Genomic DNA, 23159 nt, shown 5'->3' with positions numbered 1-23159 from the left:
GGCGGGCGGCAGGGCTGGTCAAGCGCCCGCCCGCGGCGTCGATCTGAGCGCACGCCGGCGTGTCCGGGGCGCTCGGCAGCCGCGGCGGCGAGCCGCTACACTCGATCTATGAAGACCGAAGCATCACGCTCGCTCCGGGGCCCGCTCGCCGAGGCGTGGCTCACGTTCGCCCAAGCCTACCGCACGGCCGTGCTCTTCTGGAACGCCGGCGTTATCGCCGCCGGCTATCTGCGCGTGCAGCGCAGGGCGAAGCGGCTCGCGCCCGAGCAGGCGGCGCCGCTGTGGGAGGCGCAGCACCGCCGCTCCGCCCCGCGCCTGCTGCGCACGATCCGCAGGCTGCGCGGCATGCTGACCAAATCCGGCCAGTATCTCTCGGCGCGGCCGGACCTGGTGCCGGAGCCGTACATCGAGGCGCTGGCCACGTTGCAGGACGCGGCCCCGGCACGGCCCTTCCACGTGATCGCCGGCCAGGTCGAGCGCGAGCTCGGCGCGCCGATTGCCGCTCTCTTCTCCCGCTTCGAAAAGAGGCCGATCGCCTCGGCCTCGCTGGCGCAGGTGCATCGCGCGTTCCTGCCGGACGGCCGCGAGGTCGCGGTGAAGGTGCTCTATCCCGACATCGAGGCGCTGGTGAAGGCCGACCTGCGCAACCTTGGCCTGCTGGTGAAGGTGGTGGGCCGCATCTGGCCGCGCTACGACTTCCGCGTGATCTACCGCGAGCTCGCGCGGCTGGTGCCGCGCGAGCTGGATCTGCGGGGCGAGGCGGACAACGCGCGGCGCATCGCGGCCGAGCTCGCACACCGCGATGACGTGGTGGTGCCGGCGATCGTGACGGACCTCGGCAGTCCGCGCGTGCTGGTGATGGAGTACATCGACGGCATCAAGGTCACGCACGTCGCGGCGCTGCGCGCGGCGGGCATCGCGCCCGAGCCGCTGGCCGAGACGATCGTCGATCTCTTCGGCGACCAGGTGCTGGGTCACGGCTTCTTTCACGGCGACCCGCACCCCGGCAATATCTTGATCCTGCGCGACGGGCGCGTGGCGCTGATCGATTTCGGCATCTCGCTGGAGCTGCCGGAGGTGGTGCGCGAGGGTTTTGCCACGCTTTCCCACTCGGCGGCCATGCAGGATCCGGCCGGCATGCTGCGCGCCATCCGCCTGATCGGCGTGCACCTGCCCGAGTCCGATATGGGCGCCTACCTGCGCATGGCGCAGCAAACACTCGGCATGGCGTCCGATCAGCCGGACGACGCGGATGACAGCGGCGCGGCGGTGAACGTGCGCATGGCCCGTGGCTTCCGCGGCGCCTCGATCGACGGCATCACCGGCGAGGCGTTGTTCGTCTTCCGCGTGCAGGGGCTGCTGCGCGGCCTGCGGTCGGCGCTGGGCAATCCGGGCAACGTCTTCATCAACTGGGATGCGTACGCGCGCCGCGTGCTGGCTGCCGCCGCGCAGGCAGAGCGGGAGAGCGCCTGAGCGGCGCCTCAGCTCGCCATACCGCGCAGGTGTTGGATCTCCTCGGCCAGCGCCGCGGCCCGCCCGCACGGCCGCACGCCGGCGAGACGAATCTCGCGCAGCGGGCTGCCGGCATCGCGTGGATCGCTGGGCGCCCTGAGCACGAGCGACTCGCCGTCGGCGCCCGCACGGGCGAGCTGCCTCACCATGAGCGCCTGCGCGGCCGGTACGATGCCGCCGCGCGTCTGGTAATGCAGTGAATCGGGCAAGAGCTTGAGCGGCAGCCCGCCGTCGTACGTGGCTTCGATCAGCCCAGGCTCCGTCGGCCAGCCGCCGAGCCAGAGCAGCAGCGAGAGCGGGCCGCCGGCCGCGCCGATGGGCAAGGTAACGCCGAGGCGGCGAAACAGGCGCGTGGCCTCGTGTCCAAGGGAAAGCGCCAGCAGCGCGCCCGCGACCGTCCAGAAGACTCGGACTCCGTAGATGCCGGCCAGCGGGTCCGTGCTCAACGGGCGCGAAAGCACGTTGAGAGCGGCGCCGCCGGCGGCCGCCAGGGCGAGGTCGAGGGCGAGCGCATCGACGTTTCGCAGCTCGCCGCTGAGCGCCGCGAACACGCCGCCGGCCAGGCACACCAGCACCCAGAAACTCAGCGCGGTGTGCCAATCCGTGCCGCCGGCAACGACGACGACGTGCAGATCAACCATCTGTCGCGGTTTGGCCCGGCGCGACGCGCCCGGGCCGGATCAGCCCGATTCCCGCGGTCTTCCTTCGAGCTGCGGGCCGAGCCTCCGCCAGCCGGAGGCTCGGCCGTCGCTCACTGCACGACGAGCGTGCCCTTCATCTGCGTGGGGTGGACATCGCACTGGAAGTTGTACGTACCCGGCTTGTCGATCGTGAACTGGATCGAATCGGTCTGCCCGGGCGGGATGATCTTGGTCATGATCGGCGAGCCGTCGGCGTTCTTGGCATCGAGCAGGTGCCAGTCGTGCTGGTTCGCCGGCCCCTTGTTCTGCAGCGTCAGGGTCGCGGCCTGGCCGGCTTTCGCCGTGAGCTGCGTGGCCGAGAACTTGTCGTCGGTCGCCTCCTCGCCCAGGCTCCCTGCCGCGGCGCCACCGCCGGCTGCACCGGCCGTCACCGTGATCGTGCCCTTCATCTCCGTCGGATGCACGTCGCACTGGAAGTTGTACGTGCCGGGCTTGTCGATGGTGAAGGTCAGCTTAGCCGAGGTGCCGGCCTGCAGGATGTCGGTCTTGATGTCGCTGCCGTCGGGGTTCTTCACGTCGAGGACGTGCATGTTGTGCAGGTTGCTGCCGTGGTTCTCCACCTCGATTGTCACTTGCTGGCCGGCGGTCACCGTGTAGGCCGTCTCGCTGAACTTGTCGTCGGTGGTGATCTGCGGCCTGGGCGCCGCGTTCGCTTCAACGCCCTTGTTCTCCGTCTTCGGGTTCGCCTGGCGGTAGATGCCCGCGCCGATGCCCGCCCCGAAGAGGATCACGGCCGGAATGGCGACGCCGAGCGTGACTATGCCGCGGTTGAGGCTGCGCGCGGTGGCGAAGTAGGCGCAGCCCAGCAGGATCACCAGCGCGATCAGCAGGGCGATCGGCGTCGCCACGTCTTCGGGCACGGCCAGCAGGATCTGCGAGACCGCGAGGATGATGCAGAGGATTACCAGGCCCGCGCCGACGGGGATGGCAAGCGGGATCAGGAACTTCTCAGAGAAACCGCGAGAAGCCGGCTGGCCGGCAGCGTGTTCCCCGCCCTGGCCGCCGTGTGCGTCGTGCTGCATGCTCAACGAGTGATCGCCTCCGTAACGTCATTCCCCGCGCGGCGGAACGGGCGCCGCAACTCAGCGTTGCGCCTGGTGGATGCCCATCCGTTGCAGTTCAGCTTCGATCTCATCCCAGCTCAGCTCGGGCGGCAGGCTGCCTCGTGTATCCAGCTCCTCGAGCGCGTCGGGGTGGTCGCGCTGCTCCTGGTTGTACCAGCGGAAGAAAACGATCGCCATCAGCCCAAAGATGATCGCACCGCCGGAGAGCTTCATGATCAGGCCGGCCAGCACCTGGTCGTCGATGGGAGAGAGACCCCAGCGGCGTGGCACATGTTCATAGTAGGTGTAGAGTACGGTCGAGCCGAAGGTCATAAATGAGGCGATGATCGACGGGATGAGCGACTGTACAAACAGATAGATGAACTGTCCGCTGAAATGCAGCCGCGGCAATTCCGGCAGCGGGCTGAAGACCGGCCACCACATCAGCAGCGCCGTGGCAAAGAGCACCACGTGCGCCAGGAAGTGGTACGGATGGTGCTCGAGTACGTAGTTCATGAACGGCGGCAGATGCGTGAACAAGGTCGTCGTATTGAAGATCACGATCGCCACGATCGGCAGGGTAATGATGCGCGCGGCCGGCAGCACGTAGCGCCGCGTCAGCAGCGGCCGCAGCAGCCAGGCGGGCGTGCCCAGCAGCATCAGCGGCGCGCCGACCATCGAGATCAGCAGGTGCTGGATCATGTGCACGCTGAACAGGTACTGCTCGCCGTAGTCGTGGATCGGCGTGCCGGCGGCGATCCAGAGCACGAACACCCCAAGTGTGTAGGTGCCGAGCTGGCGGCGCGAGACGACGCACTCGCCCGGATACCGGCGTGCGCCGCGCCGGACGAGAAGGAGATAGCCGCCTTCGAGCACGGCCATCCAGAAGATCACGTCGGGATGCAGTTGCCAGTTCATCGTCCTGCCGGCCTTCAGGCCGGGTGCTGCCGGTGCGTCGGCTTCAATTCATCGCGTGGATGGTCACGATCGCGACCATGAACGCCACCCCCGCGAGCGCCAGGCCGGTGCTGAAGACGATCGCCAGCAACTTGCCGTCGAACTTCAGGTGCATGAAGAATGCCGCCACGATCGCGAACTTGGTCGCCGCGAGCGCGACGAACAGCACCAGCTTCGGCACCTTTGGCCAGCCGGGGTAATAGACGATCACCTCCAGCGCCGTGAGCACCGCGAGGATCACGGCGATGCGCACGTACTCCAGCTGCCCGGGCGCGTGGTGCGGCTCCACACGGCGCACAAGGCGGGGAAAACGGGTCTGCGTGACTACGGGGTGCTCCATTCAGCCTCTCCGGCCAGTTGCCCGCCATGGCCCACGCCGGCGGGCGGTTCGCTGCGACCAGCCTGACGACCGCTGGCCCGTCCTGTTAGAGCTTGACAAGGTAAATCAGGGTGAAGATCACGATCCAGACCACGTCGACGAAGTGCCAGTAGAGCCCCACCAGCTCCACGTTCAGGCTGCTGGACTGCGGCAGCTTGCCGCGCATGGACAGGGCGAAGAGCGAGAGCAGCATCAGCACGCCGACGGTGACGTGTGCGCCGTGGAACCCGGTGAGCACAAAGAACGTCGTGCCGAACAGGTTCTGCTTGAGCGTCACGCCCTTTGAGACGAAGTCGGTGAACTCGAAGGCCTGCCCGCCGATGAACGTGCAGCCCAGGAAGGCCGTTGCTAGCAGCCAGACGCGCAGGGCGCGGTGGTCGCCGCGCTGGATCGCCGAGAGCGCGAGCACCATCGTCAGGCTGCTCATCAGCAGGACGAACGAGCTGACGGAGGTGTAAGGAATGTTGTAGCTGAAGCCGTTGCCCGGATACGGCGGGTCGAGACTGCGGCCGCGGTAGAGCAGGTAGGTCGCAATCAGCGAGCCGAAGAACATGCACTCCGAGGCCAGGAAGATCCACATGAACAGCTTGCGGCTGTCGTAGCCGGTCGCCGTTTGCTCGACGTGCGTTGCCACCGCCGCTTCGTTCACGTTTGCCTACTCCAGGTTCCTGCTATCGTTCACCAGCTACGTCGGCTCCGTCGCCCAGCCGTAGGCGCCGAGCAGCAACACCAGCGCGCCGGCGACGAACAGGCCCCACAGCCCCTTGTTGTCGTTCTGCCAGATCAGCGCGTACATCATGATCGGCAGGCCGAGCGCCGTGATCAGCGGATAATACGACGGGCTGGGCATGTGAATGTGCCCCGGCTCTTCCTCGACCTGCTGCTCAGCGATCGACTCCGCCCGCGGCGCCCGGTAGCGGCGCAGCAGCTTCTGATGCCAGAGCGGATCGCGCGCCTGCACGACCGGGATGGTCGCGAAGTTGTACTCCGGCGGCGGGGAGGGGATCGACCATTCCAAGGTGCGGGCGTCCCACGGATCTGGGCCGGCGTCCGGCTCCTTACGCAGGGAGCGGAAGACGTTGATCAGGAAGACAAGGATCGACAGGGCGATCGTGAAGGCGCCGATCGTGGCGACCATGTTCCAGAAGCCCCAGCCACGATCCGTCGGATAGGTGTAGATGCGGCGTGGCATGCCGTCGAGGCCGAGCATGTGGAACGGCCCGAAGGTCATGTTGAAGCCGATCATCATCAGCCAGAAGTGGGTGAGGCCAATCTTCTCGCTGAGCAGGCGGCCGGTCATCTTCGGGAACCAGTAGTAGATGCCGCCGAACAGGCCGAAGATGGCGCCGCCGAAGAGCACGTAGTGGAAGTGCGCCACGATGTAGTAAGTCTGGTGCTGCTCGGCGTCCGAGGGCACGAGCGCATGCGTCACGCCGCTGAGCCCGCCGATGATGAACATGGCGACAAAGCCGATGGCGAAGTAGAACGGCGTCTTCAGCCGTACGTCGCCGCCCCAGATGGTGAACACCCAGTTGAAGATCTTCACGCCGGTGGGCACGGCGATCAGCATCGTGCTCACGGCGAAGGCGGAATTGGCGGTAGCGCCGAGTCCCGTGGTGAACATGTGGTGTGCCCACACGCCCCAGGACATGAAGCCGATCGCCACGCCGGAGAAGACGACCACCGGATAGCCGAACAGCGGCTTGCGGGAGAAGGTGGGCAAGATCTCGCTGACGATGCCCATTGCCGGTAAGATCATGATGTAGACTTCGGGGTGCCCGAACAGCCAGAAGAGATGCTGCCAGAGCACCGGGTCGCCGCCTTTGGTCACGTTGAAGAAGTTGGTGGCGAACTGCCGGTCGAACAGCAGCTCGATCAGCGCCACCGTGATCACGGGCAGCGCCAGGATCAGCAGCGCCGAGGTGACGAGCGTCATCCAGACGAACACCGGCATGCGCATCAGGCGCATCCCCGGCGCCCGCAGGTTCAGGATCGTGACGGCAAAGTTCAGCGCCCCGATCAGCGACGCGACGCCGAGAATCTGCAATCCGGCGAACCAGAAGTCCTGATTGTGGCCGGTCGAGTAGGCCAGTGTGGTCAGGTTCGCGTAGCCGAACCAGCCGTCGTCCGGGGCGGCGCCGACGAACCAGCCCGTGTTGATCACGATCGCGCCGAACAGGTAAAGCCAGTAACTGAGCGCGTTCAGGCGCGGGAAGGCCACGTCGCGGGCGCCGATCTGCAGCGGCACAATGAAGTTGAAAAAGGCGACGCCCATCGGCATCACGACGAGGAAGATCATCGTCGTGCCGTGCATGGTGAACAGGGCGTTATAGGTTTCCGCGCTGTAGAGATGCTGATTGGGCTTGGCGAGCTGCGAGCGGATCGCCAGCGCCTCCACGCCGCCGACCAGGAAGAAGAACATCGAGGTGGTCAGGTACAACAGGCCGATCACCTTGTGATCGACCGTGGTCATGACTCCCCAGATCCTGCTGCCGATGCTCGGCCGCGGCGCGAGGCCGGGCATTGGTCGGGCGATGGTGGCCATGCTGCGCTCCTTCGCGCTGCGCTCGCCGGGAGATAGCGCCAGGCCGTACTGGGCGGCCGGCGTGGTCAGGCGTTACTTCAGGCTTTCAAGATACGCGACGAGGTCGGCAATCTCCTGGTCGCTGAGGCCAAGGTTGGGCATGATCGCGTCCGGCTTAACAGACTGCGGATCGCGGAGCCACCTGGCGATGTTCTCCGGGGTGCGATCCAGACTCGCTCCGGCGAAAGTGCCGCGGCTGGCGAAGTGGGTCAGGTTCGGTCCTACGTTGCCCTGGCTCACGGTGTTGATCGCGTGGCAACCGTAGCAGGCGCCGGCTTTGTGTCCGGGATTGCTGAACGTCTGCGTCGCGAAGAGCCTGGCTCCGGCCTGCGTCGCGGCCGTGGGCGCCACCGGCGGCGCCTGCTGGCTCGTCAGCCAGCCGTTGAAGTCATCGTCGGCGATCACCCTGAAACGCATGAACGCGTGCGACGAGCCGCAGAACTGCGTGCACTGACCGAGGTACTCACCCGCGTGGTCGGCCTGCAGCCACATCTGGTTGTTGTGGCCCGGCACCGCGTCGAGCTGGCCGGCGAGCGAGGGTACGAAGAAGGCGTGGATCACGTCCACCGACTTCAGCGTGATGTTGACGCGGCGGCCGACCGGCACGTGCAACTCGTTGGCGGTGGTGACAAACTTCGACGGCGTGTTGGGGTCGGGGTAGTCGGTGTACTGGAACTCCCACCACCACTGGTGGCCGACGACGTTCACCTGGATCGAGTCGGCCGTCCGCTTCGGCTCCAGGTTGTAGACCGTGGCGACCGTGGGGATTGCGAGCAGGGCGAGCAGCAGGGTCGGCGCAATCGTCCAGGCGATTTCGATGCGCGTGTTGCCGTGGACCTGCTTGACCAGACGATCATCGGGATCGCCGCGGCGGTGGCGGAAGCGGATCACCGCGTAGACCAGCAGGCCCTCGACGACGAAGAAGACGACGACGGCGATCCAGAACGCCGGGTAGAAGAGCGCCTTCTGGTCGCGCGCCACCGGCCCGCGCGGCGCCAGCGTATCCTGGGGATTTGTGCCCCAGCAGGCGGTCGTGGCGATCACCGTGAGCAGCAACGAAGCGCTGGCGAGGTAGCGCCGCAGCAGGCGAGTCCGCGATGCCATTGCCACTCCCGCCCCCAAACCCGCGACAGTCCGCTGCCGTGCGGGGGTGCAACCCGGTCGCCCGTGCACCGGTGGACTTCGTCGCAGGTGGTCGTGCCGGCGCTCAGGGGTGGTTGAGCGCGGGGCCGGCCGGTGCACGCGGAACCCTGCCCGCGGCGGCCCGCCGCGGCCGCCGCGAGGGCGAGCCGCAACCGCTGGCGCCCAGGCGGGACCGGTCAGCGACAGTCTAGGAATGGCCCAATCGTAGTGTCAAGGGCGCGACGAAGCGTCCGAGCCCCGCCCGTGAACCGCGGCCGCGGGCGCGGGGCGCACCGCCCCTGGCCGGTGGGCGGGCGCGTTGACACTCAACCGTGGATACGGTGTACTCGGAAGGATGGGGCCACGGCGCAACGCGAGAGGAACACGGATGGCTGAGGCGCACGGCAGCACGAGCTGGATCGACCTGCGGGTGCAGCAGCATTGGTACAAGCTGCGCGACGAATTGAATGGCGAGATCCAGGCGGCGACGGCCGAGACACGCCGCGATTACGGCATTACCGTTCGCCTGAGCAGCGCCACGATCGCCGCAGACGGCGACCGCGATGTGCTGCGCGTACCCGTAAGCGCCGCCTGGCTGCACAAGCTGGAGCAGACGATCGCCACCGTCCTGGTCACCTCAACGGACGAGGACGAGCCGCGTATGGCCGCAATCGCGCACGAAATCGCCGATCTGCTGGAGCGCTGGGTCGAACGCGAAGTGCCCGTGGGCGCGGCGCCCGTGTTTCTCTATCCCGAGACAGAGGCACGCTGGCCTGCGCCGCCCGAGCCGCCGGCAAAGCCCGCTCCCGCCGCGAAGGCAGCCGCACCCGCGGAGGCCGCCGTCGCGGCGCCAGAGGCGCTGCAACCCGCCGCCGAGGGCGAGAAGGCGACCGCTGCTTCAGAATAACGCCGGGGCCGATGACCGTCCTCGTCGTGTCGCCAACGTTATTCGGTGAGCTGGCGGAGATCGCCTACCAGCGTTGCTACCGTCACGTCCTGGTCCAACACCGTGCGCTCCCGCCCCTGCGCGTCGATCAGGTACAGCACCGCGTTATGGTCGATAATCGGCGGGCCATTGGGGTCGGGGCGCAAGGTGGCGAGGGCGGCGGGCTGCGGGCTGGCGCCGATCCCATACGCTTGCCAAACCGGCGCAAGATCGAGGCGCGAGCCGATTGCGTAGCGCCAGCGGTCGCCCAGCGCGGCGAGGCCGTGCTCCTGTGTGAAGGCGTCGACGCTCGCCGGCGTGTCCCCCTCCGGATCGACGCTGACCGAGACAAAGGCAACCTTAGCGGCGCGCTTGCCGAGTTGCTGATTCGCCAGCGCCAGCCGGCCGGCGATGGCCGGACAGACGTCCGGACAGTGGGTGTACAGGAAGGTGAGCACGACGGTCTTGCCGCGCAAGTCACTCAGGTGAAAACTCCGCCCGTCCGGCGTGTGCAGGGCGAAGTCCGGCGCCGCGGACTCGTGCAGCGGCGTGCCGCTCAGCTTCGCCCCGCCCGCGCAGGCGGCGCTGGCCACCAGCGCCAACGCCGCCGAGAGTACGAAAAGCCATCGCTCTCCGCCGAACATCCGCCCCTCCGCCTGCCCTTACAGATGGATTCAATACCGGCGTTCACGTGCGATCGCACACCGGCAAGCGGGAACCCGAGCCAGTTTTGAATCCATGCTTTAGTGTCCCTCGGCGCTCAAAATGGCGCTGACCGCCCTCGTCAGCTCTCGCTCCGTGTAGGGCCCGGCATGAATCGCGCGCAGAACACCGCCAGAGTCGAGCAGGTAGCTCGTGGGCACGCCAAGCAGGCGGTAGACGCTCGCGGTGCCGCCGATGCTGTCTTCGAGCAGGGGAAAGTCCAGCTTCTGGGCCGCCGCGAAGCGCTCCACCGCGTCGTCCTGGTCGGCGTAATCGACGCCCAATGCCGTGAAGCCGCGCGGACCGAGCTTGCGCTGCACCGCGTTGATCGCGGGCAGCTCGCGCTTACATGGTCCGCACCACGTCGCCCAGAAGTTGACCAACACCACACTGCCCCGCTGGTCCGCCAGGCTGATGCGCCGGCCGTCGGTTGCGCGCAGTACGAAATCCGGCGCCGCCTTGCCCACGACCGGGGCGCCAGGGCCCGAGGCCACGATCGGCGCCGTCGACGGTGTTGCCTTCCTGCCACAACCCAACAGCGCCAGGCAGAGCAGACCGAGCATGGCGCCGGCCGGCCCGCCGGCGTGCGGCCGCCCGCGCTGCCCGGCGTGCCGACTCGCGCTCATGTCCATCCGCCGCACCGCCCGCCATCGCCCGCCATCAGCCGTCCTTCGCGCCCGGCAGCAACGGATCGCCCCCCGCGGCCTTGCGCCGGCGGCGCCACACGTACCAGCCGGCGACGGGGATGATCACCACTGCGGTGAGCAGTCCCTCGACGATGCCGCGCTTGTAGCCGGAGATATTGGTGCCGTCGCCGGGAAGCGTAAGCGTCAGCAACGAATCGGCGGCGCGGTCGGCCGCGGTCGGCTGACGGCCGACGTAAAAGGCGAACTGGCCGCCATCGGGATCGAAGCCCGCCTCCTCCAGCGTCTTGAAGGTGACAACGTAGCGACCCGGCGCCAGGTTCGGCTGCAGCGAAGCACGGAAGTGACTGTGGTCGGCCGGATCGACGGCCGCATCGCCCCGGTCCACGCGCCGGCCATCTCCGTCTTGCACGATCAGCTGCGTGCCGTCCGGCTGCGGACTGGTGGGGCGCTTCGTGTAGATATCGACTTCGGCTGGGCCGGCCTGCAACACCTGCTCCGGGCCGGGGGCGGCGTGATCGAAGATTGCCGCGGCCAGGCCGGCGCTCGCGGTGAGCGCGATCAGCGCGGCGGAACAGGCGCAAACGATTCGCAGGCGGTTCATCGCATTGCGGCCGCGCGGGGGCATCAGCGCGGCCCGGCTCCATCCGGTGCCTCCGGCGCCGTCCATTCTACGCAGCGGACTCGTTTCGCGCATCCGGGTTGCACGATTGTATCGCGAACCGAGAATCCGGCAGGTGACCACGTCACGTACAAAAGTGGCGTCGCGCCGCCGATGAGTGATAGAAGGGGATTGGTAGCGGCCGCGGCGACGGCCTCCGGGCAGCGTCGACGGCCTGAAGGAGCAGACTGTGCAGATTATTGAAGGGGTTTACCAGCTCGTCACGCCGTTTCCGAAGGTCAGCTACGCTGAGGCGAAGGAGTACCGCAGCGACCTCGGCCGCAAGCCGCGCTGGATCAAGTCGTTGCCCTACGTCCTGCCCTACCTGGTGCGCAGCGGCAGTGATACGGCGCTGATCGATAACGGCTGGAACACCGACGCTGCCTATGACGCCCTGTGCGACGGCATGGCCGAGCACGGCGCCCGCCCGCGCGACCTGCGGCAGTTGATCGTCACCCACGTGCACCCGGATCATTTCGGCCTGACCGGGCGGCTGGCCGACGAATCCGGCGGCCGCGTGCTGATGCACGAGAAGGAGGCCGAGGTCATCCAGAGCCGCTACCTGCAGCCGCAGCCGCTGATCAACCAGATGGAGGGCTGGATGGAGCGCCACGGCGTGCCGCGGCTGACGGCGCCGGACATGGCGCGCGGCTCGATGGGCATGCTGGACAAGGTCTCGGCCCGGCAGCCCGATGTCTCGCTGGTCGGCGGTGAACGGCTGAAGGTCGGCGACTTCGAGCTCGAAGTCATCTGGACGCCGGGCCACGCGCCGGGGCACATCTGCCTCTACGAGCCGAACCGCAAGTTGCTGATGAGCGGTGACCACGTTCTGCCCACAATCACGCCCAACGTTTCACGCCACGCGCAGACCAGCGGCAATCCGCTCTCCGACTACATCAAGTCACTGGACACCGTTGCTGCGCTGGACGTCGAGATCCTGCTGCCCGCGCACGAGTTCGATACCCGCGACCTCAAGGGGCGCATCGCCGAGATCCGCCACCACCACGACGAGCGGCTGGCGGAGATGGAGCGCTGCGTCGGAGATGGCGCTACCGCCTGGGAAGTCGCCTCGCGCGTGCGGTGGACGACCGGGATGCTGGCCGACTTTGAGCCCTTCATGCAGCGCTCGGCGGTGGGCGAGACCCTCGCCCACCTGGAATATCTACAGGAACTGGGGCGGCTGGAGATGCACGATTCCGGCGAAGAAGGCGGGGTCATTACCTGGACGCGGACGTAGCCGGGCCGGGGCGGACATCGGGGCAGCGCCACTCCGCGATCAGACGGCTGAAGGTGAGATTGTTCAGCGATCCCGGCCTCGCCAGGCGCACACCCGCAACGGCATCGGCAGCGGCTTCGCCCAGGGCCCTCAGCAGCAAGCCGGTGACGAGGCCGCTGCGGTTCAGGCCGTACTGGCAGAAGATGAAGACGCGGCGCGGCGCCGCCGCGGCCGCGGCGCCCGCTGCCGCGATCGCCGTCGCCAGCTCGTGCACCAGCCGGGCAAGGCGATCGAAGCTGTAGGGCACGACTTCGGCGTCGAGGAAGACGCAGGGCTGGTAGCGTTGCGCCGCGGTGCGGTAGGCGCGGGGCAGGTTGCCGGCGCAGTCGATCACAAACGCCCCGGTGACTGCGGCGAGCGTCACCGGCTCGCCCACCAGGCTGTCGCTGCCGCCCATCCAGATCTCCGTGACGATCTCCGGCCGGTGTGGCAGGCGGATGCGCGTGGCGCGTGGCGATTCGCTCACCGGGCGGCCTCGATGATCGCGGACATCGAGCCGCGGCAGCGCGGAATGCGCGGGTCGGCGCCGAACTGGTGAATCACGCGCTGGTGGTCGCTCACCCGGTGGTGCGAGGCCGTCTCTACGATCGCCCGGCCGCTGCCATCCACGGCGCAGGCGATGGCGAACGCCTTCTCCACGCTGTAGCCGAAGATCCGCCCCAGCATCTCGACCACGTATTCGTAGGAGTGATCGTCGTCGTCGAGCAGAATGAGATGGTAGAGCGGCGCCAGATCGGCGGCGTCGCGCGGGCGTGATTCAACCTCGGGGCGCGGGTTCGTTGCCATATTCGCGCAAAGTATAGCGCGTGACGGGAAGCGGAGGTATGTCTCCTCTCGGCAGCGGCAGCGGCGGGGCAAGCGATGCCGACGTGATCGTCGTGGGCGCTGGGCCTGCCGGCTGCGCGGCCGCGATCCTGCTGGGGCGTCGTGGCGTCCGGGTCACGCTGATCGACCGTGCCTCCTTCCCCCGTCCGAAGCTCTGCACGCACGCGCTGATGCCCGCGGGGCTGACGGTGCTGGAACGTCTCGGCGTGCTGGATGCGGTTGAGGCGGCAGGCGCACAGCGCTGGTACGGGGTGCGCCTCTGGCTGAACGGCGTGCCGTTCGCCGAGCCGCTGCCGCACGCGCGCGTGGCTAATCCCTATGGACTCAGCCTGCGGCGGCCCGCCCTCGACGCGCTCTTGCTCGACGCCGCGCGGCAGACGGCAAAGGTCCAGGTGTTGGAGGGGGTGCAGGTCGCCCGCCTGCTGCATCCCGACGGACAGATCGGCGGCGCGGTGGTTCAGGCGCGCGCGGGCGGCCCAGAGTGCGCGATCGTGGCGCCCAGGGTGATTCTCGCCGGCGGCCGGCACACGCGGCTGGTGCGCGGCCTGGCTGTGCGCAGCTACACGTTGCCCAACCGACACACCGCCTACGTGGCCTACCTGTCCGGCGTCCCGGAAGAGCCAGAACCTGCACTGGAGGGCTTCTACTGGCATGGCCGCTCGGCGTCGCTGCTGCCCGCGGACGGCGGTCTGCGCGTGGCCGGGGTGATGCTGCCGCCCGGGAGCTGGCCGCCGGGCAGCTGGTCCGAACGGCTGATCCCGGCGCTGCGTCGCTTTCCGCCGCTCCGCCAGCGGCTGGCGGATGCGCGCATCGCGTCGCCGCCGATCGCCGTGCGCGGCCTGCGCAACGTCTGGCGAGAGAGCGCGACGCCGGGGCTGCTGCTGATCGGCGATGCCGGCCTGCAAACCGATCCCCTGTTCGGCCAGGGGATCTCCTGGGCGTTGCGCAGCGGCGAGTGGGCCGCGGAGGAGATGCTTCACCGTATCGAATGCGGCGCCGCCCAGCAGCGCGATGGCTATCGCACGCGACGCGCCCGCACCTTCCTGCACCGTTTCGTCGGCATGAGCGCCTTCTCGGCTTTGCCGCCGGGGTCGATGCTGGAACGTCTGCTGATCGCCAGCGCCGCCGGCAGCCCGCGCATCACGCGGTTGTTCCTCCGCCTCGTGCTCGGCTTCGCCACTGTCTCGCGCGACGAGCCGCCGCGCCGCGGTCTTTCAACCTGGCTACGTGAGTCCTTGCGGAGCGCGTGAGCTGAGATGGTGACCGTGCCACGGGTCTCAGCCGGACGCGGCCGCCTTGAGCTGCTGCAGGTGGTCGCGGGAGTGGCCGTCCATCGTCGCCAGCATCCACTCAACCGTCTGCGTGCCGAACTGCCCGATCGCGCGACCCTTCGCCAGATCTTGCTCGGAGACGTGGCGCAGGATGTTGTCGCAGGTGGCGCCGACGCGGGTGACCGTAGCCGCGGCAGCCGCGGGCGAGCTGACGTCGAGCGCCGGGCGTTCCATCGCCGGGGCGCCGCAGGCCTGCGCGATGTTGTTGGTGAAGTACCACTCGGCGCCGATCATGTGCTCGGCCACCTGGCGCGGCGACCACGCCTCGTCGCCGCTATTTGCCGGCGGCGTGGTCTCCCACCGCGCCGCGGCGCCGTGCAGCGCGGCCTGCAGTTGGGCGCGGTTCTCCAGGATCGCGGCGCGCAACTCTCTCAGGCTGGTCATCTGCTTCCCTCCTGGCCGGCGGTTCTGCGACGGCTGTGGCCCGACGATGGTAGCCGGAAGCCGCCGGCCAGCGTCAAGTCAGCAGCACGCAGCCCTCGTGCGGCCCCAGCTCAAGCTGGCCGCCCGCTGGGTACTCGCCCTGCCGTCCCGCAACGGTGGAGCAGGCGATCGGCGCATTGGCCAGGTCGGCGGATAGCCGAAGCGCGGCCGGCTTACCCGCAAAATTGATCGCCACGAGCGCTCGCTGGCGCGCGGCCTCACGCACGAAGGCGAAGACTTCTGCGGGTGTCTCAGCGAGCGAGGCGTACGAACCGCCGCGTAGGGCCGCTGAGCGCTTGCGCAGCCAGATCAGCCGGCGGTAGAGGCTGAGCAGGGAGCCGGCACCGTTCGTCTGCGCGGCAACGTTCACCGACGGGTCGCCCAGCGGCAACCAGGGCGGGCCGCTGCTGAAGCCGGCGCCCGCGCTCGCGTCCCACTGCATCGGCGTGCGCTCCGGGTCGCGGCCAATGGCACGGTGCCGCGCTGGATCCCGCGCCTGCGCCTCGTCGATCGGCACGTCTGCCATGCCGATCTCTTCGCCGTAGTAGACAAACGGCGTCCCCGGCAACGTGAGCAGCAGCATCGCCGCGGGGGGCGCCGCTTCGCGGCCGTAGCGACTGACAAGCCGTGACTGGTCGTGGTTGCCCAGCACATACGCCGGCACGGCGCCGGCCGGCAGCGCTGCCTGCCCTGCATCGACCCGTTCACGGAAGGCCGCGGCGTTCCAGGGCGTGTGGCCGGTGCCGTAGCCGCCGATCAGGTGAAAGTCGAAGGCCAGGTGCAGCCCGTCCAAGGCTTCACCGCCCAGGTACCAGGCGAGCGTCTCCGGCGGGCCGAAGACCTCGCCCACGGCCATGCGCTCGGGAAACTCGTCCAGCACGGCGCGGATGCCGCGCACCGCGTCGATCACCTCCGGCCAGTTGCGGTTGTACAGCCAGATCTGAGAAAAGCGCTCCGGCATCCCCGCGTCGGGCCCCCACTCGGGATTCGGCGGGTTGTCACGCATCCGCGGGTCTTTGAGCACCATGCCCATCACGTCGATGCGAAAGCCGTCGATACCGCGCCGCAGCCAGAAGCGCAGCGTGTCGTGCATCGCGGCCACGACCTCCGGATTGCGCCAGTTCAGGTCCGGCTGCTCCTTCAGGAAGGAATGCAGGTAGTACTGGCCCGTGGCGGCGTCCCACTGCCAGGCGCCGCCGCCGAAGGCGCTGACCCAGTTGTTGGGCGGCCCGCCGCCCGGCGCCGGATCGCGCCAGTAATACCAGTCGCGTTTCGGGTTGTGCCGGCCGGAGCGTGATTCGACGAACCAGGGGTGCTGGTCCGACGAGTGGTTGGGAACGAAGTCCAGCAGCAGGCGGATGTCGCGCCGATGGCAGGCGGCGATCAGATCGTCCATCGCCGCCAGATCGCCGAAGTCGGGATGCACGCCGCGGTAGTCGGAAACGTCGTAGCCGAAGTCCTTCATCGGCGATGGAAACGTGGGCGAAAGCCAGATGGCGTCGATGCCGAGCGAACGCTCGCTGCCATCGTTCAGGTAGTCGAGCCGCGAAAGAATGCCGCGCAGGTCGCCGATGCCGTCGCCGTTGCTGTCCTGAAAACTGCGCGGGTAAATCTGGTACACCACGCCGCCGCGCCACCAGAGCGGCGCGGCATCGCCCCGCCGGGCGGAATCCGTGTCTGTCATCGCTGGGTTTGGCCTCGGACGCGGATTACGGATGCCAGTCGAACAGATCGGCCAGCCCGTCGTCACCGAAGTATGGCGCGGGCGGCGTGCTTGTGCCCAGCGTCGCGGCGACCGGCGTCGCCTCACCGCCAACCGTATCTTCGAGCCAGAGCGAAGCATTTTCCGGTTCGGCGTCCGCGCCGACCTGCCACTGCACGAACAGCAAGGCGCCGGTGCCCGCCCAGTGCGGCGCCTCCTGCGCGTAGCCTTGCGGTGGTGCGGCCGCTGTGGCGGCGCCGGCACGCAGGCGGCGGCCGGAGAGCAGCGACTGCGGATACCCGTGCGTCGCGTCGAGACCGCTGAACGGGGCGCCGTCGAGCGCGGGGCCGAGCGTATAGGCAACGGCTTCGCCGCGCGGCGCACAGGCCGGCTGGATGGCCGCGGTCTCGCCACCGCCTGCCAGCACGCTGGTGGCGCCGCTCGCCAGATCGAGGCGCAGCAGACGCTTGTCGCGATAGCTTTCGCGGCCCGCGCCGGCGCTGGCAATCAGCGCCTTGCCGTCGGCAGAGAAGCAGTAGCCGTCGCTGCGCACCACCGTGCCGAGCGGCAGCGTACGCCCCGTCGCCAGCTCAACCGCAGCCAGCTCCTGCCCGTCGGCGCGACACGAGACACAGGCCATTGCCGGCCCGCGGAAGACGGCGAGCCAGCGGCCGTCCGGCGACCAGCCGAGCGCCTCGGGCCAGGTATCGGTGGGAGGCAGCAACTCCAGCGCCTGCCCGCCGGCCCGCCCCACGAGCCAGACCGCCTGCTGCGTGGGAATGCCGCGATCGTCGCTCACCACGCGGTTGAAGGCGAGGGTGGCGCCGTCGGGCGACCAGGCCACGGGTTGCAATAAGACCCGTGCGCCGCTCGGCACGAGCGTTTGCAGCAGCGAGCCGTCGGGCGCCAGCAACTGCAGGTCACCGCCGCCGGCGGTCGTTGCCAGGGCCGAATCATCGGGGAGCCATGCTCCCTGACCCAGCGGCAACGGCTTCCCATCCGGCCGAAGCGAGAGCCGCTGATCGCGCTCGTCGACCAGCAGCAGCGAGCCGCCGGGCGACCAGCGCACGCGCGTCGCGGCGCCGTCGTTTGTGATCTGCACCGGTGCACCGCCGGACTGAAGAACCCAGACATTGCCCGCGCTGATGTAGGCGAGCTGGCCGCCGAGGGTGATGGCGGCCGACACCCGCGCGGCGACGGCGTGATCTGAGCCGAAGACCCGTCGCGAGACGCCGGCGAACAGCAACACGACCAGTAGCGTTGCAAAGAGCGCAACGCGGCCGGAGTGAAGCGATCGGGCCGAAGCGAGCGTGACGAGCGACGGCATGGCAGGGATCCCGCACAGCCCGGCAGAGCGCCGGCAGAACCCGGACGCCGCCGATCGGAGCTAACGCAGAGAAATGAGGGAAATTGAGCCAGTGGCCCCGTTGTACGCCGCGCGCTGGCGGGGCGTCAACGCGGCCAGCGAGCGTCCAGCGACGGCCATCCCGCGTGAGTGCTCGCGATCCCTCTGTTATGCCATATCAAGGGCTTGTTTTATGCCGCGCTTTTGCAACACGCCACGCCGGCGCGGTGAGCCGTCGCGGGCGGCTGGATCGTAGGCCCGGCATGCGCCTATCATCGGGCGACGCGGCGGGCGCGGCGAAGCGCCCGGCAGGGGAGACGGGCAGCGATGGCGCTGGTGAATAAGGTGTGGCGGGAGAGCCAGTACGTGCCGCCGGGCGCCGAGCCGGCGCTGACCACCAGCCGCGACTACTTCGAAAATGTGCAGAACGTCGCCGTTGAACAGTTGGCGCGGACGCGCTTCGCCTATCCGACGGCGGAGCAGCCGCAGCTCAAGACCTATACCAACCGCCCCGAGCACACGATCGGCGTGCGCGGCCCCGGCGGAGAGCTGCTCTTCCCGGACATCGTGGTCATGGACACCAGCACGACCGAGGTTCATCTGCTGGGCGAGCTGGAGACGTCACGATCTCTGCGACTGCCGGACACGGCGGAAAAGTGGCAGACCTTCGCCAGTGTCGGGCTGCTCTACGTGTATGTGCCCTACGGAGACCAGGACTTCGCCCGCTCGCTGGTGAAGCAGGCACGAATCAAGCCGGCCGGCATGCGGGCCTGGAAGCGCAATCTCGGCCAGAACACGATTGAAACCGTCGAGATCCAGATCTAATCACCAGGCGCGCTAGACCGCGGCGCCGAGAGCGGCCGCGATCTGGTCGTGCGCCGCGGGATAGCGCACGCCGAAGGCCTGCACCAGGCCGAAGCAGCCGCTGATCATCATGTCGCCGTGCGGCGCCGCGAAGTACGGCTGCAGGCGGCTGCCGCGCAGCTTGCCGCGTTGCGGGCCGGTCACGGCCACGAACGGATCGCGGCTGTGGCGCCCGTCGGCGTAGAAGACGCCGTGACCATGGCCGGCGAAGACCTCTTCGTGGGTGAGCGTGCCGTCCACGAGCCGCTCCGTCATCGCCTCGATCTGATCGCTCTCGAGTAAGCCCGTGTGATGCTCGAACAGGGCGTGAATGTGGCAGCCGCTGAGGAAGAAGCCGAGCGCGTGCATGTTGCCGAGGTTGACGACGACCTGCTCGTCGCGCTCGGCGACGCGCGGATCCTGCAGGGCGCCGAGCGCCGCCGCCGGCCCGGTGTCGAGGAAAACGGTTGGCACCTCGATATCGATGCTGGCGATCATCGAGCGGGCGCGTGTCAGATATTCGGGCAGTTCGGCGGGCAGGAAGGCGAAGGCGGTAAGGTCGTTGCGCGCTTCTACGACCTCCTTCAGGTGATTGAAGCGGAAGAGGCGGTCGGAGAAGCCGGGGGGCGCGGCGCCGTGGTCCAGGCAACCCACGGCGAGCCCGTCGAAGTCCGAGGGCACCTCGAAGGCGGCAAGCGCGCGGCGGATGGCGTTCAGATCGAGGTCTCGCATCTCGATCCGCTCGACACCGCGAAGCTTGCCGGCCTCATCCTCGGAGACGACGGCAACGCCCATACCGGCGACGACGGCGAGATCGTCGTCGAAGGTCTTGGCAGCCTCCTGTGTGGCGAAGGCGCTGCCGCCGGCCCGGATATGCGCTTCCAGCGCCCAGTGGCAAGGTCCGCCGCCCATCGTCACGCCGGTGAGCAGCACCGGGCGCTTCTCCAGCGTGGCGCGGCGAATGCGCCGCGCGGCGATCTCGGTGGCCGACGGCATCACCATCTTCACGCAGTTTTCGACCGGACCGGCGCTGTCGAACAGCAGGATGTCCTGCGTGCCCGTGCCCATATCGATCGCGAGGATGCGCATGACCGAACCTTCCCGCGGATCGCGGCGTCGCCGGACGGAAAGGCGACGCGCCATCGTAGCATGCCGCGTACGATCATCGTACTGCCCGCGACACGCCACGCGGAGTAGCCATTGAGAGGCGGAGCGCTGCGCTCAAGCGGAGATCACCTCGAGGCCGCCCATGTAGGGCTGCAGCACCTCGGGGATGCGGATCGAGCCGTCGGCCTGCTGGTAGTTTTCCAGCACGGCAATCAGCGTGCGTGGCAGGCCCAGGCCGGAGCCGTTCAACGTGTGTACAAACTCAGGACGTTCGCCCGGAGCACGGCGGAAGCGGACGCTGGCCCGTCGCGCTTGAAACTCGCGTACGTTGGAGCAGGAGCTGACTTCGAGCCATTCGCCGCAGCCCGGCGCCCAGACCTCGATGTCGTAGGTCAGTGCCGAGGCAAAGCTGAGATCGCCGCCGCAGAGCTGCACCACGCGATGGGTGAAGCCCAGCTCCTTGCAGGTGTCGACGGCGTCGGCCAGCAGCCGTTGCAGCTCGCCCGGCGACTCTTCAGGAGCGCAAAACTTGTACATCTCGACCTTGTCGAACTGATGGCCGCGCTTGATGCCGCGCACGTCGCGCCCGGCGCTCATCTTCTCCCGGCGGAAGCAGGGGGTGTAGGCGACATAATCGAGAGGAAGGCTCGCGGCGTCGAGGATTTCGCCGGCGTGCAGGTTGGTGACCGGCACTTCCGCGGTGGGCACGAGCCAGATGTCGTCTTCGGCGTCGTGGTAGAGGTTATCGCGAAACTTGGGCAACTGCCCGGCGTTCAGCAGCGCGGCCTCCTTGACCACGAAGGGCACGTAGACTTCGCTGTAGCCCTGGCGGCGGTGCAGGTCGAGCATGAAGGCGATCAGCGCCCGCTCGAGCTGCGCGCCCGCGTTCTTCAGCACATAGAAGCGCGAGCCGGCGAGCTTGACGCCGCGCTCGAAGTCGATGATGCCGAGACGTTCGCCCAATTCCCAGTGCGGCCGCGGCTCAAAGTCAAACGGCCGAGGCTCGCCCGACTGCCTGACCAGCACGTTGTCGCGCTCGTCCTCGCCGGGCGGCACTTCGTCGTCGGGCAGATTGGGGAACTCGAGCAGCAGCCCTTCGCGCTCCGCTTCGAGCGTACGCAGGCGCGGCTCCAGGTCCGCGAGCCGGTCACGGATGCGTATAGCCGCTTCGAGCAGCCGCTCGCGCTCGGCCGGTGCGGGGGTTGTGCCGATACGCTTGCTCTCTTCGCGGCGCCGGGCGCGCAGCTCATTGACCTCGTGATCGAGCTTGCGGAACTCGGCATCGACCTTCAACCACTCGTCAAGCGGTTGTGGGGTGTGTCGGAGTTCGATGGAGCGGCGGATGGCTTCAGGGTGATCGCGGATGAACTGTGGGCTAATCATCGTCACGAGTGTCCGGGATCGGTTGGGGCCTGTCAACGCGGCGTCGGCCCGGCGTGCGGCCGCCGATTGACGGGGCCGCGGGCCGCCGACACACTGAGAGAAGCAGAGCCGTGGCGTGGCGGGACGCGGCCATCCACCGGCTCGGATGCGCCGAAAGGTTTGTGGCGTGAAGTTCGGCCTGCTGTATGAGCTGGAATACGCGCGCCCCTGGCACGCCGGCTTCGAACGCGCCCTCTTCCACCAGGCGCTTGAACAGATCGAGCTGGCCGACCGCGTCGGATTCGATTACGTCTGGCAGGTCGAGCACCATTTTCTCAGCGAATATTCGCACTCCTCCGCGCCGGAGGTCTTCCTCGGCGCCGTGTCGCAGCGCACGAAGCGCATCCGCATCGGCCACGGCGTCGTGCTGCTGCCCATGGCCTACAACCACCCGATCCGCGTCGCCGAGCGCATCGCCACGCTCGACATTCTCTCCGAGGGCCGCGTGGATTTCGGCACCGGCCGCTCGGGCACGCCGGTCGAGCTGGGCGGCTTCGGCATCGAACCGGCCCTCTCGCGCGAGATGTGGGAAGAGGCGGTGCGCATCATCCCGCGCATGTGGCTGGACGAGCCCTTTGCCTACGAGGGCCGCTTCTTCAGCGTGCCGCCGCGCAGCATTTTGCCGAAGCCGCTGCAGCGGCCGCATCCGCCGATGTGGGTGGCGGCCGGCAGCCCCGACACCTTCCTTCGCGCCGGCGCCCACGGGCTGGGCGTGCTCTGCTTCATCGTCGGCCGGCCCGCGAACCTGGCGGCGCGCATCGCGCAGTACCGTGAGGCGATCACGCTGGCACAGCCGCCCGCCGGCGTGATCAACGAGCAGGTCGCGGGCTTCACCGTGACGCTGTGCCTCGACGATGATGCGGAGGCGCGGGCGATCGGCGGGCCGGCGGCGCTCTGGTACACGCACATGCTCAGCTCGCTGCTCGGCGACTGGCGCGGGCAATGCATTCCCGGCTACGAGTACTACGCGCGGCTGGGCGAGGAAGCGCGGGCGCAGTCGACGCAGGACCTCGGCCATCTGCTCGAAGACGGCACCTACTGCATCGGCGACGCCGAGGCGTGCATCCGCACCGTGCGCATGTACGAAACGGCCGGCGTCGATCAGATGATCTGCTTCATGCAGGCCGGCCGCATTCCCCACGATAAGATCATGCGCTCGATCGAGCTGTTCGGGGAGAAGGTTATCCCGGCCTTCCGCCGTCCTGCCGCGAGCGCCGCCGGAGGAGACGATGCCGACCCTTGAGGAAGCCGCCAACGCCTTTGCCCGCGACCTGACGGCGGTACCGCCGAACATCGCCGGCCTGATGCTGGTGTTCACGCCCGAAGGCATGATGAAGGCGATGGCGATGCAGGGGCAGATGCAGCAGCGGGCCGCGGCGGCGATGGCCGCGGGCCAGATGCCGGCGCCCACCACCGGCTTCACGGTCGATCTCGTGGGCCAGGACGGCGACGATCACCTGGTCAACCTGAAGCTGCAGAGCGCCGATGGCACCGCCGAGATCGCCACGCGCTGGCGGGAGCTCGAGGGCGTCTGGAAGGTGAACGATCTCGGTCTCACCGGCGTGCTTGACGCGCAGGGCAAGCCGGTCGATCTCTCGGCGCCGCCGGCGGCCGGCGCACCGCCCGCGTCTCCTCCGCCCTCCGCCTGAGAGAAA

24 protein-coding genes are annotated in these 23159 nt (G+C 68.5%); 7 read left to right on the top strand and 17 right to left on the bottom strand.

Features of this window, described 5'->3' with window-relative positions; translation table 11 throughout:
* The coding region (locus VKV26_15110; protein HLZ71229.1) for an AarF/ABC1/UbiB kinase family protein at nucleotides 1-1473 on the top strand (1473 nt) is incomplete at its 5' end.
* A gap of 8 nt (nucleotides 1474-1481) precedes the next feature.
* Here VKV26_15110 and VKV26_15105 read toward each other — a convergent pair.
* The 7 genes from VKV26_15105 to coxB all read right to left on the bottom strand — a co-directional run bounded on the left by VKV26_15105 (nucleotide 1482) and on the right by coxB (nucleotide 8280).
* The gene (locus VKV26_15105; protein HLZ71228.1) at nucleotides 1482-2153 is read right to left on the bottom strand and encodes a hypothetical protein; all 672 of its coding nucleotides are present in this window, start codon (nucleotides 2151-2153) and stop codon (nucleotides 1482-1484) included.
* A 110-nt stretch (nucleotides 2154-2263) separates the two neighbouring features.
* Entirely contained in the window at nucleotides 2264-3235 is a 972-nt protein-coding gene (locus VKV26_15100) for a cupredoxin domain-containing protein (protein ID HLZ71227.1), read from the bottom strand.
* 60 nt (nucleotides 3236-3295) lie between these two features.
* Nucleotides 3296-4174, bottom strand: coding sequence for a cytochrome c oxidase assembly protein (locus tag VKV26_15095; protein HLZ71226.1), 879 nt, complete (start codon nucleotides 4172-4174; stop codon nucleotides 3296-3298).
* A 43-nt stretch (nucleotides 4175-4217) separates the two neighbouring features.
* Entirely contained in the window at nucleotides 4218-4553 is a 336-nt protein-coding gene (locus VKV26_15090) for a cytochrome C oxidase subunit IV family protein (protein HLZ71225.1), read from the bottom strand.
* Nucleotides 4554-4638: 85 nt separating this feature from the next.
* Nucleotides 4639-5241, bottom strand: coding sequence for a cytochrome c oxidase subunit 3 (locus VKV26_15085; protein HLZ71224.1), 603 nt, complete (start codon nucleotides 5239-5241; stop codon nucleotides 4639-4641).
* A 36-nt stretch (nucleotides 5242-5277) separates the two neighbouring features.
* Nucleotides 5278-7137 carry a cytochrome c oxidase subunit I gene (ctaD, locus tag VKV26_15080; GenBank protein ID HLZ71223.1) on the bottom strand — a complete coding sequence of 620 codons (1860 nt, stop codon included), beginning with the start codon at nucleotides 7135-7137 and terminating at the stop codon, nucleotides 5278-5280.
* Nucleotides 7138-7209: 72 nt separating this feature from the next.
* On the bottom strand, nucleotides 7210-8280 hold the full coding sequence (gene coxB, locus VKV26_15075; GenBank protein HLZ71222.1) for a cytochrome c oxidase subunit II: 1071 nt from the start codon (nucleotides 8278-8280) through the stop codon (nucleotides 7210-7212).
* Nucleotides 8281-8686: 406 nt separating this feature from the next.
* Between coxB and VKV26_15070 the strand changes: the two genes are divergently transcribed.
* Nucleotides 8687-9205 (top strand): hypothetical protein, encoded by a 519-nt coding sequence (locus tag VKV26_15070; protein ID HLZ71221.1) that lies wholly within the window; start codon nucleotides 8687-8689, stop codon nucleotides 9203-9205.
* A gap of 38 nt (nucleotides 9206-9243) precedes the next feature.
* Here VKV26_15070 and VKV26_15065 read toward each other — a convergent pair whose 3' ends face one another.
* The 3 genes from VKV26_15065 to VKV26_15055 all read right to left on the bottom strand — a co-directional run bounded on the left by VKV26_15065 (nucleotide 9244) and on the right by VKV26_15055 (nucleotide 11173).
* Entirely contained in the window at nucleotides 9244-9867 is a 624-nt protein-coding gene (locus tag VKV26_15065; protein HLZ71220.1) for an SCO family protein, read from the bottom strand.
* 99 nt (nucleotides 9868-9966) lie between these two features.
* The gene (locus VKV26_15060; GenBank protein ID HLZ71219.1) at nucleotides 9967-10551 is read right to left on the bottom strand and encodes a TlpA disulfide reductase family protein; all 585 of its coding nucleotides are present in this window, start codon (nucleotides 10549-10551) and stop codon (nucleotides 9967-9969) included.
* A 34-nt stretch (nucleotides 10552-10585) separates the two neighbouring features.
* Nucleotides 10586-11173: a copper resistance protein CopC gene (locus tag VKV26_15055; protein HLZ71218.1), complete on the bottom strand. Its 588-nt coding sequence runs from the start codon at nucleotides 11171-11173 to the stop codon at nucleotides 10586-10588.
* A 247-nt stretch (nucleotides 11174-11420) separates the two neighbouring features.
* Here VKV26_15055 and VKV26_15050 point away from each other — a divergent pair, with 247 nt between their 5' ends.
* Entirely contained in the window at nucleotides 11421-12467 is a 1047-nt protein-coding gene (locus VKV26_15050) for an MBL fold metallo-hydrolase (GenBank protein HLZ71217.1), read from the top strand.
* Here the strand turns inward: VKV26_15050 and VKV26_15045 are convergent.
* Nucleotides 12448-12972, bottom strand: a complete 525-nt coding sequence (locus tag VKV26_15045) for a hypothetical protein (protein ID HLZ71216.1) — start codon at nucleotides 12970-12972, stop codon at nucleotides 12448-12450. The genes VKV26_15050 and VKV26_15045 overlap by 20 nt on opposite strands.
* Nucleotides 12969-13292, bottom strand: coding sequence for an ATP-dependent Clp protease adaptor ClpS (locus VKV26_15040; protein HLZ71215.1), 324 nt, complete (start codon nucleotides 13290-13292; stop codon nucleotides 12969-12971). The genes VKV26_15045 and VKV26_15040 overlap by 4 nt, the downstream gene beginning before the upstream one ends.
* Before the next feature lie 38 nt (nucleotides 13293-13330).
* On the opposite strand from VKV26_15040, the gene VKV26_15035 reads away from it, so the two are divergent.
* Nucleotides 13331-14581: an FAD-dependent monooxygenase gene (locus VKV26_15035; protein ID HLZ71214.1), complete on the top strand. Its 1251-nt coding sequence runs from the start codon at nucleotides 13331-13333 to the stop codon at nucleotides 14579-14581.
* Between the two features lie 27 nt (nucleotides 14582-14608).
* On the opposite strand, the gene VKV26_15030 is transcribed toward VKV26_15035, so the two are convergent.
* From VKV26_15030 to VKV26_15020, 3 genes are all read right to left on the bottom strand, one after another.
* A complete protein-coding gene (locus VKV26_15030) occupies nucleotides 14609-15046 on the bottom strand; it encodes a DinB family protein (GenBank protein HLZ71213.1) in 438 nt (145 codons plus the stop codon).
* 73 nt (nucleotides 15047-15119) lie between these two features.
* The gene (locus VKV26_15025) at nucleotides 15120-16769 is read right to left on the bottom strand and encodes an alpha-amylase family glycosyl hydrolase (GenBank protein ID HLZ71212.1); all 1650 of its coding nucleotides are present in this window, start codon (nucleotides 16767-16769) and stop codon (nucleotides 15120-15122) included.
* A gap of 25 nt (nucleotides 16770-16794) precedes the next feature.
* A complete protein-coding gene (locus tag VKV26_15020; protein ID HLZ71211.1) occupies nucleotides 16795-18114 on the bottom strand; it encodes a hypothetical protein in 1320 nt (439 codons plus the stop codon).
* A gap of 345 nt (nucleotides 18115-18459) precedes the next feature.
* Here VKV26_15020 and VKV26_15015 point away from each other — a divergent pair, with 345 nt between their 5' ends.
* Nucleotides 18460-18957, top strand: coding sequence for a hypothetical protein (locus VKV26_15015; protein HLZ71210.1), 498 nt, complete (start codon nucleotides 18460-18462; stop codon nucleotides 18955-18957).
* Between the two features lie 12 nt (nucleotides 18958-18969).
* Here VKV26_15015 and VKV26_15010 read toward each other — a convergent pair whose 3' ends face one another.
* The gene (locus VKV26_15010) at nucleotides 18970-20064 is read right to left on the bottom strand and encodes a DUF1786 family protein (protein ID HLZ71209.1); all 1095 of its coding nucleotides are present in this window, start codon (nucleotides 20062-20064) and stop codon (nucleotides 18970-18972) included.
* Nucleotides 20065-20196: 132 nt separating this feature from the next.
* Nucleotides 20197-21465 (bottom strand): serine--tRNA ligase, encoded by a 1269-nt coding sequence (gene serS, locus VKV26_15005; protein ID HLZ71208.1) that lies wholly within the window; start codon nucleotides 21463-21465, stop codon nucleotides 20197-20199.
* Between the two features lie 166 nt (nucleotides 21466-21631).
* Between serS and VKV26_15000 the strand changes: the two genes are divergently transcribed.
* Together VKV26_15000 and VKV26_14995 are read left to right on the top strand one after the other, a co-directional pair.
* Entirely contained in the window at nucleotides 21632-22747 is a 1116-nt protein-coding gene (locus tag VKV26_15000; protein ID HLZ71207.1) for an LLM class flavin-dependent oxidoreductase, read from the top strand.
* Nucleotides 22734-23153, top strand: a complete 420-nt coding sequence (locus VKV26_14995; GenBank protein ID HLZ71206.1) for a hypothetical protein — start codon at nucleotides 22734-22736, stop codon at nucleotides 23151-23153. Before VKV26_15000 ends, VKV26_14995 begins: the two co-directional genes overlap by 14 nt.
* The last annotated feature ends 6 nt before the right edge of the window (nucleotides 23154-23159 follow it).

It is taken from the genome of Dehalococcoidia bacterium (assembly GCA_035310145.1).
GTDB lineage: Bacteria > Chloroflexota > Dehalococcoidia > CAUJGQ01 > CAUJGQ01 > CALFMN01.
Note: the sequence above shows the minus strand (reverse complement) of the source record. Positions and strands in the feature narration are given on the sequence as shown.

What these genes read in the sequence shown, in the direction of transcription:
- VKV26_15105 (HLZ71228.1), bottom strand. Translation starts at nt 2,153, where the DNA reads ATGGTTGATCTGCACGTCGTCGTCGTTGCCGGCGGCACGGATTGGCAC.
- VKV26_15100 (HLZ71227.1), bottom strand. Translation starts at nt 3,235, where the DNA reads ATGCAGCACGACGCACACGGCGGCCAGGGCGGGGAACACGCTGCCGGC.
- VKV26_15095 (HLZ71226.1), bottom strand. Translation starts at nt 4,174, where the DNA reads ATGAACTGGCAACTGCATCCCGACGTGATCTTCTGGATGGCCGTGCTC.
- VKV26_15090 (HLZ71225.1), bottom strand. Translation starts at nt 4,553, where the DNA reads ATGGAGCACCCCGTAGTCACGCAGACCCGTTTTCCCCGCCTTGTGCGC.
- ctaD (HLZ71223.1), bottom strand. Translation starts at nt 7,137, where the DNA reads ATGGCCACCATCGCCCGACCAATGCCCGGCCTCGCGCCGCGGCCGAGC.
- coxB (HLZ71222.1), bottom strand. Translation starts at nt 8,280, where the DNA reads ATGGCATCGCGGACTCGCCTGCTGCGGCGCTACCTCGCCAGCGCTTCG.
- VKV26_15070 (HLZ71221.1), top strand. Translation starts at nt 8,687, where the DNA reads ATGGCTGAGGCGCACGGCAGCACGAGCTGGATCGACCTGCGGGTGCAG.
- VKV26_15065 (HLZ71220.1), bottom strand. Translation starts at nt 9,867, where the DNA reads ATGTTCGGCGGAGAGCGATGGCTTTTCGTACTCTCGGCGGCGTTGGCG.
- VKV26_15060 (HLZ71219.1), bottom strand. Translation starts at nt 10,551, where the DNA reads ATGAGCGCGAGTCGGCACGCCGGGCAGCGCGGGCGGCCGCACGCCGGC.
- VKV26_15055 (HLZ71218.1), bottom strand. Translation starts at nt 11,173, where the DNA reads ATGAACCGCCTGCGAATCGTTTGCGCCTGTTCCGCCGCGCTGATCGCG.
- VKV26_15040 (HLZ71215.1), bottom strand. Translation starts at nt 13,292, where the DNA reads ATGGCAACGAACCCGCGCCCCGAGGTTGAATCACGCCCGCGCGACGCC.
- VKV26_15035 (HLZ71214.1), top strand. Translation starts at nt 13,331, where the DNA reads ATGTCTCCTCTCGGCAGCGGCAGCGGCGGGGCAAGCGATGCCGACGTG.
- VKV26_15030 (HLZ71213.1), bottom strand. Translation starts at nt 15,046, where the DNA reads ATGACCAGCCTGAGAGAGTTGCGCGCCGCGATCCTGGAGAACCGCGCC.
- VKV26_15025 (HLZ71212.1), bottom strand. Translation starts at nt 16,769, where the DNA reads ATGACAGACACGGATTCCGCCCGGCGGGGCGATGCCGCGCCGCTCTGG.
- VKV26_15020 (HLZ71211.1), bottom strand. Translation starts at nt 18,114, where the DNA reads ATGCCGTCGCTCGTCACGCTCGCTTCGGCCCGATCGCTTCACTCCGGC.
- VKV26_15015 (HLZ71210.1), top strand. Translation starts at nt 18,460, where the DNA reads ATGGCGCTGGTGAATAAGGTGTGGCGGGAGAGCCAGTACGTGCCGCCG.
- VKV26_15010 (HLZ71209.1), bottom strand. Translation starts at nt 20,064, where the DNA reads ATGCGCATCCTCGCGATCGATATGGGCACGGGCACGCAGGACATCCTG.
- serS (HLZ71208.1), bottom strand. Translation starts at nt 21,465, where the DNA reads ATGATTAGCCCACAGTTCATCCGCGATCACCCTGAAGCCATCCGCCGC.
- VKV26_14995 (HLZ71206.1), top strand. Translation starts at nt 22,734, where the DNA reads ATGCCGACCCTTGAGGAAGCCGCCAACGCCTTTGCCCGCGACCTGACG.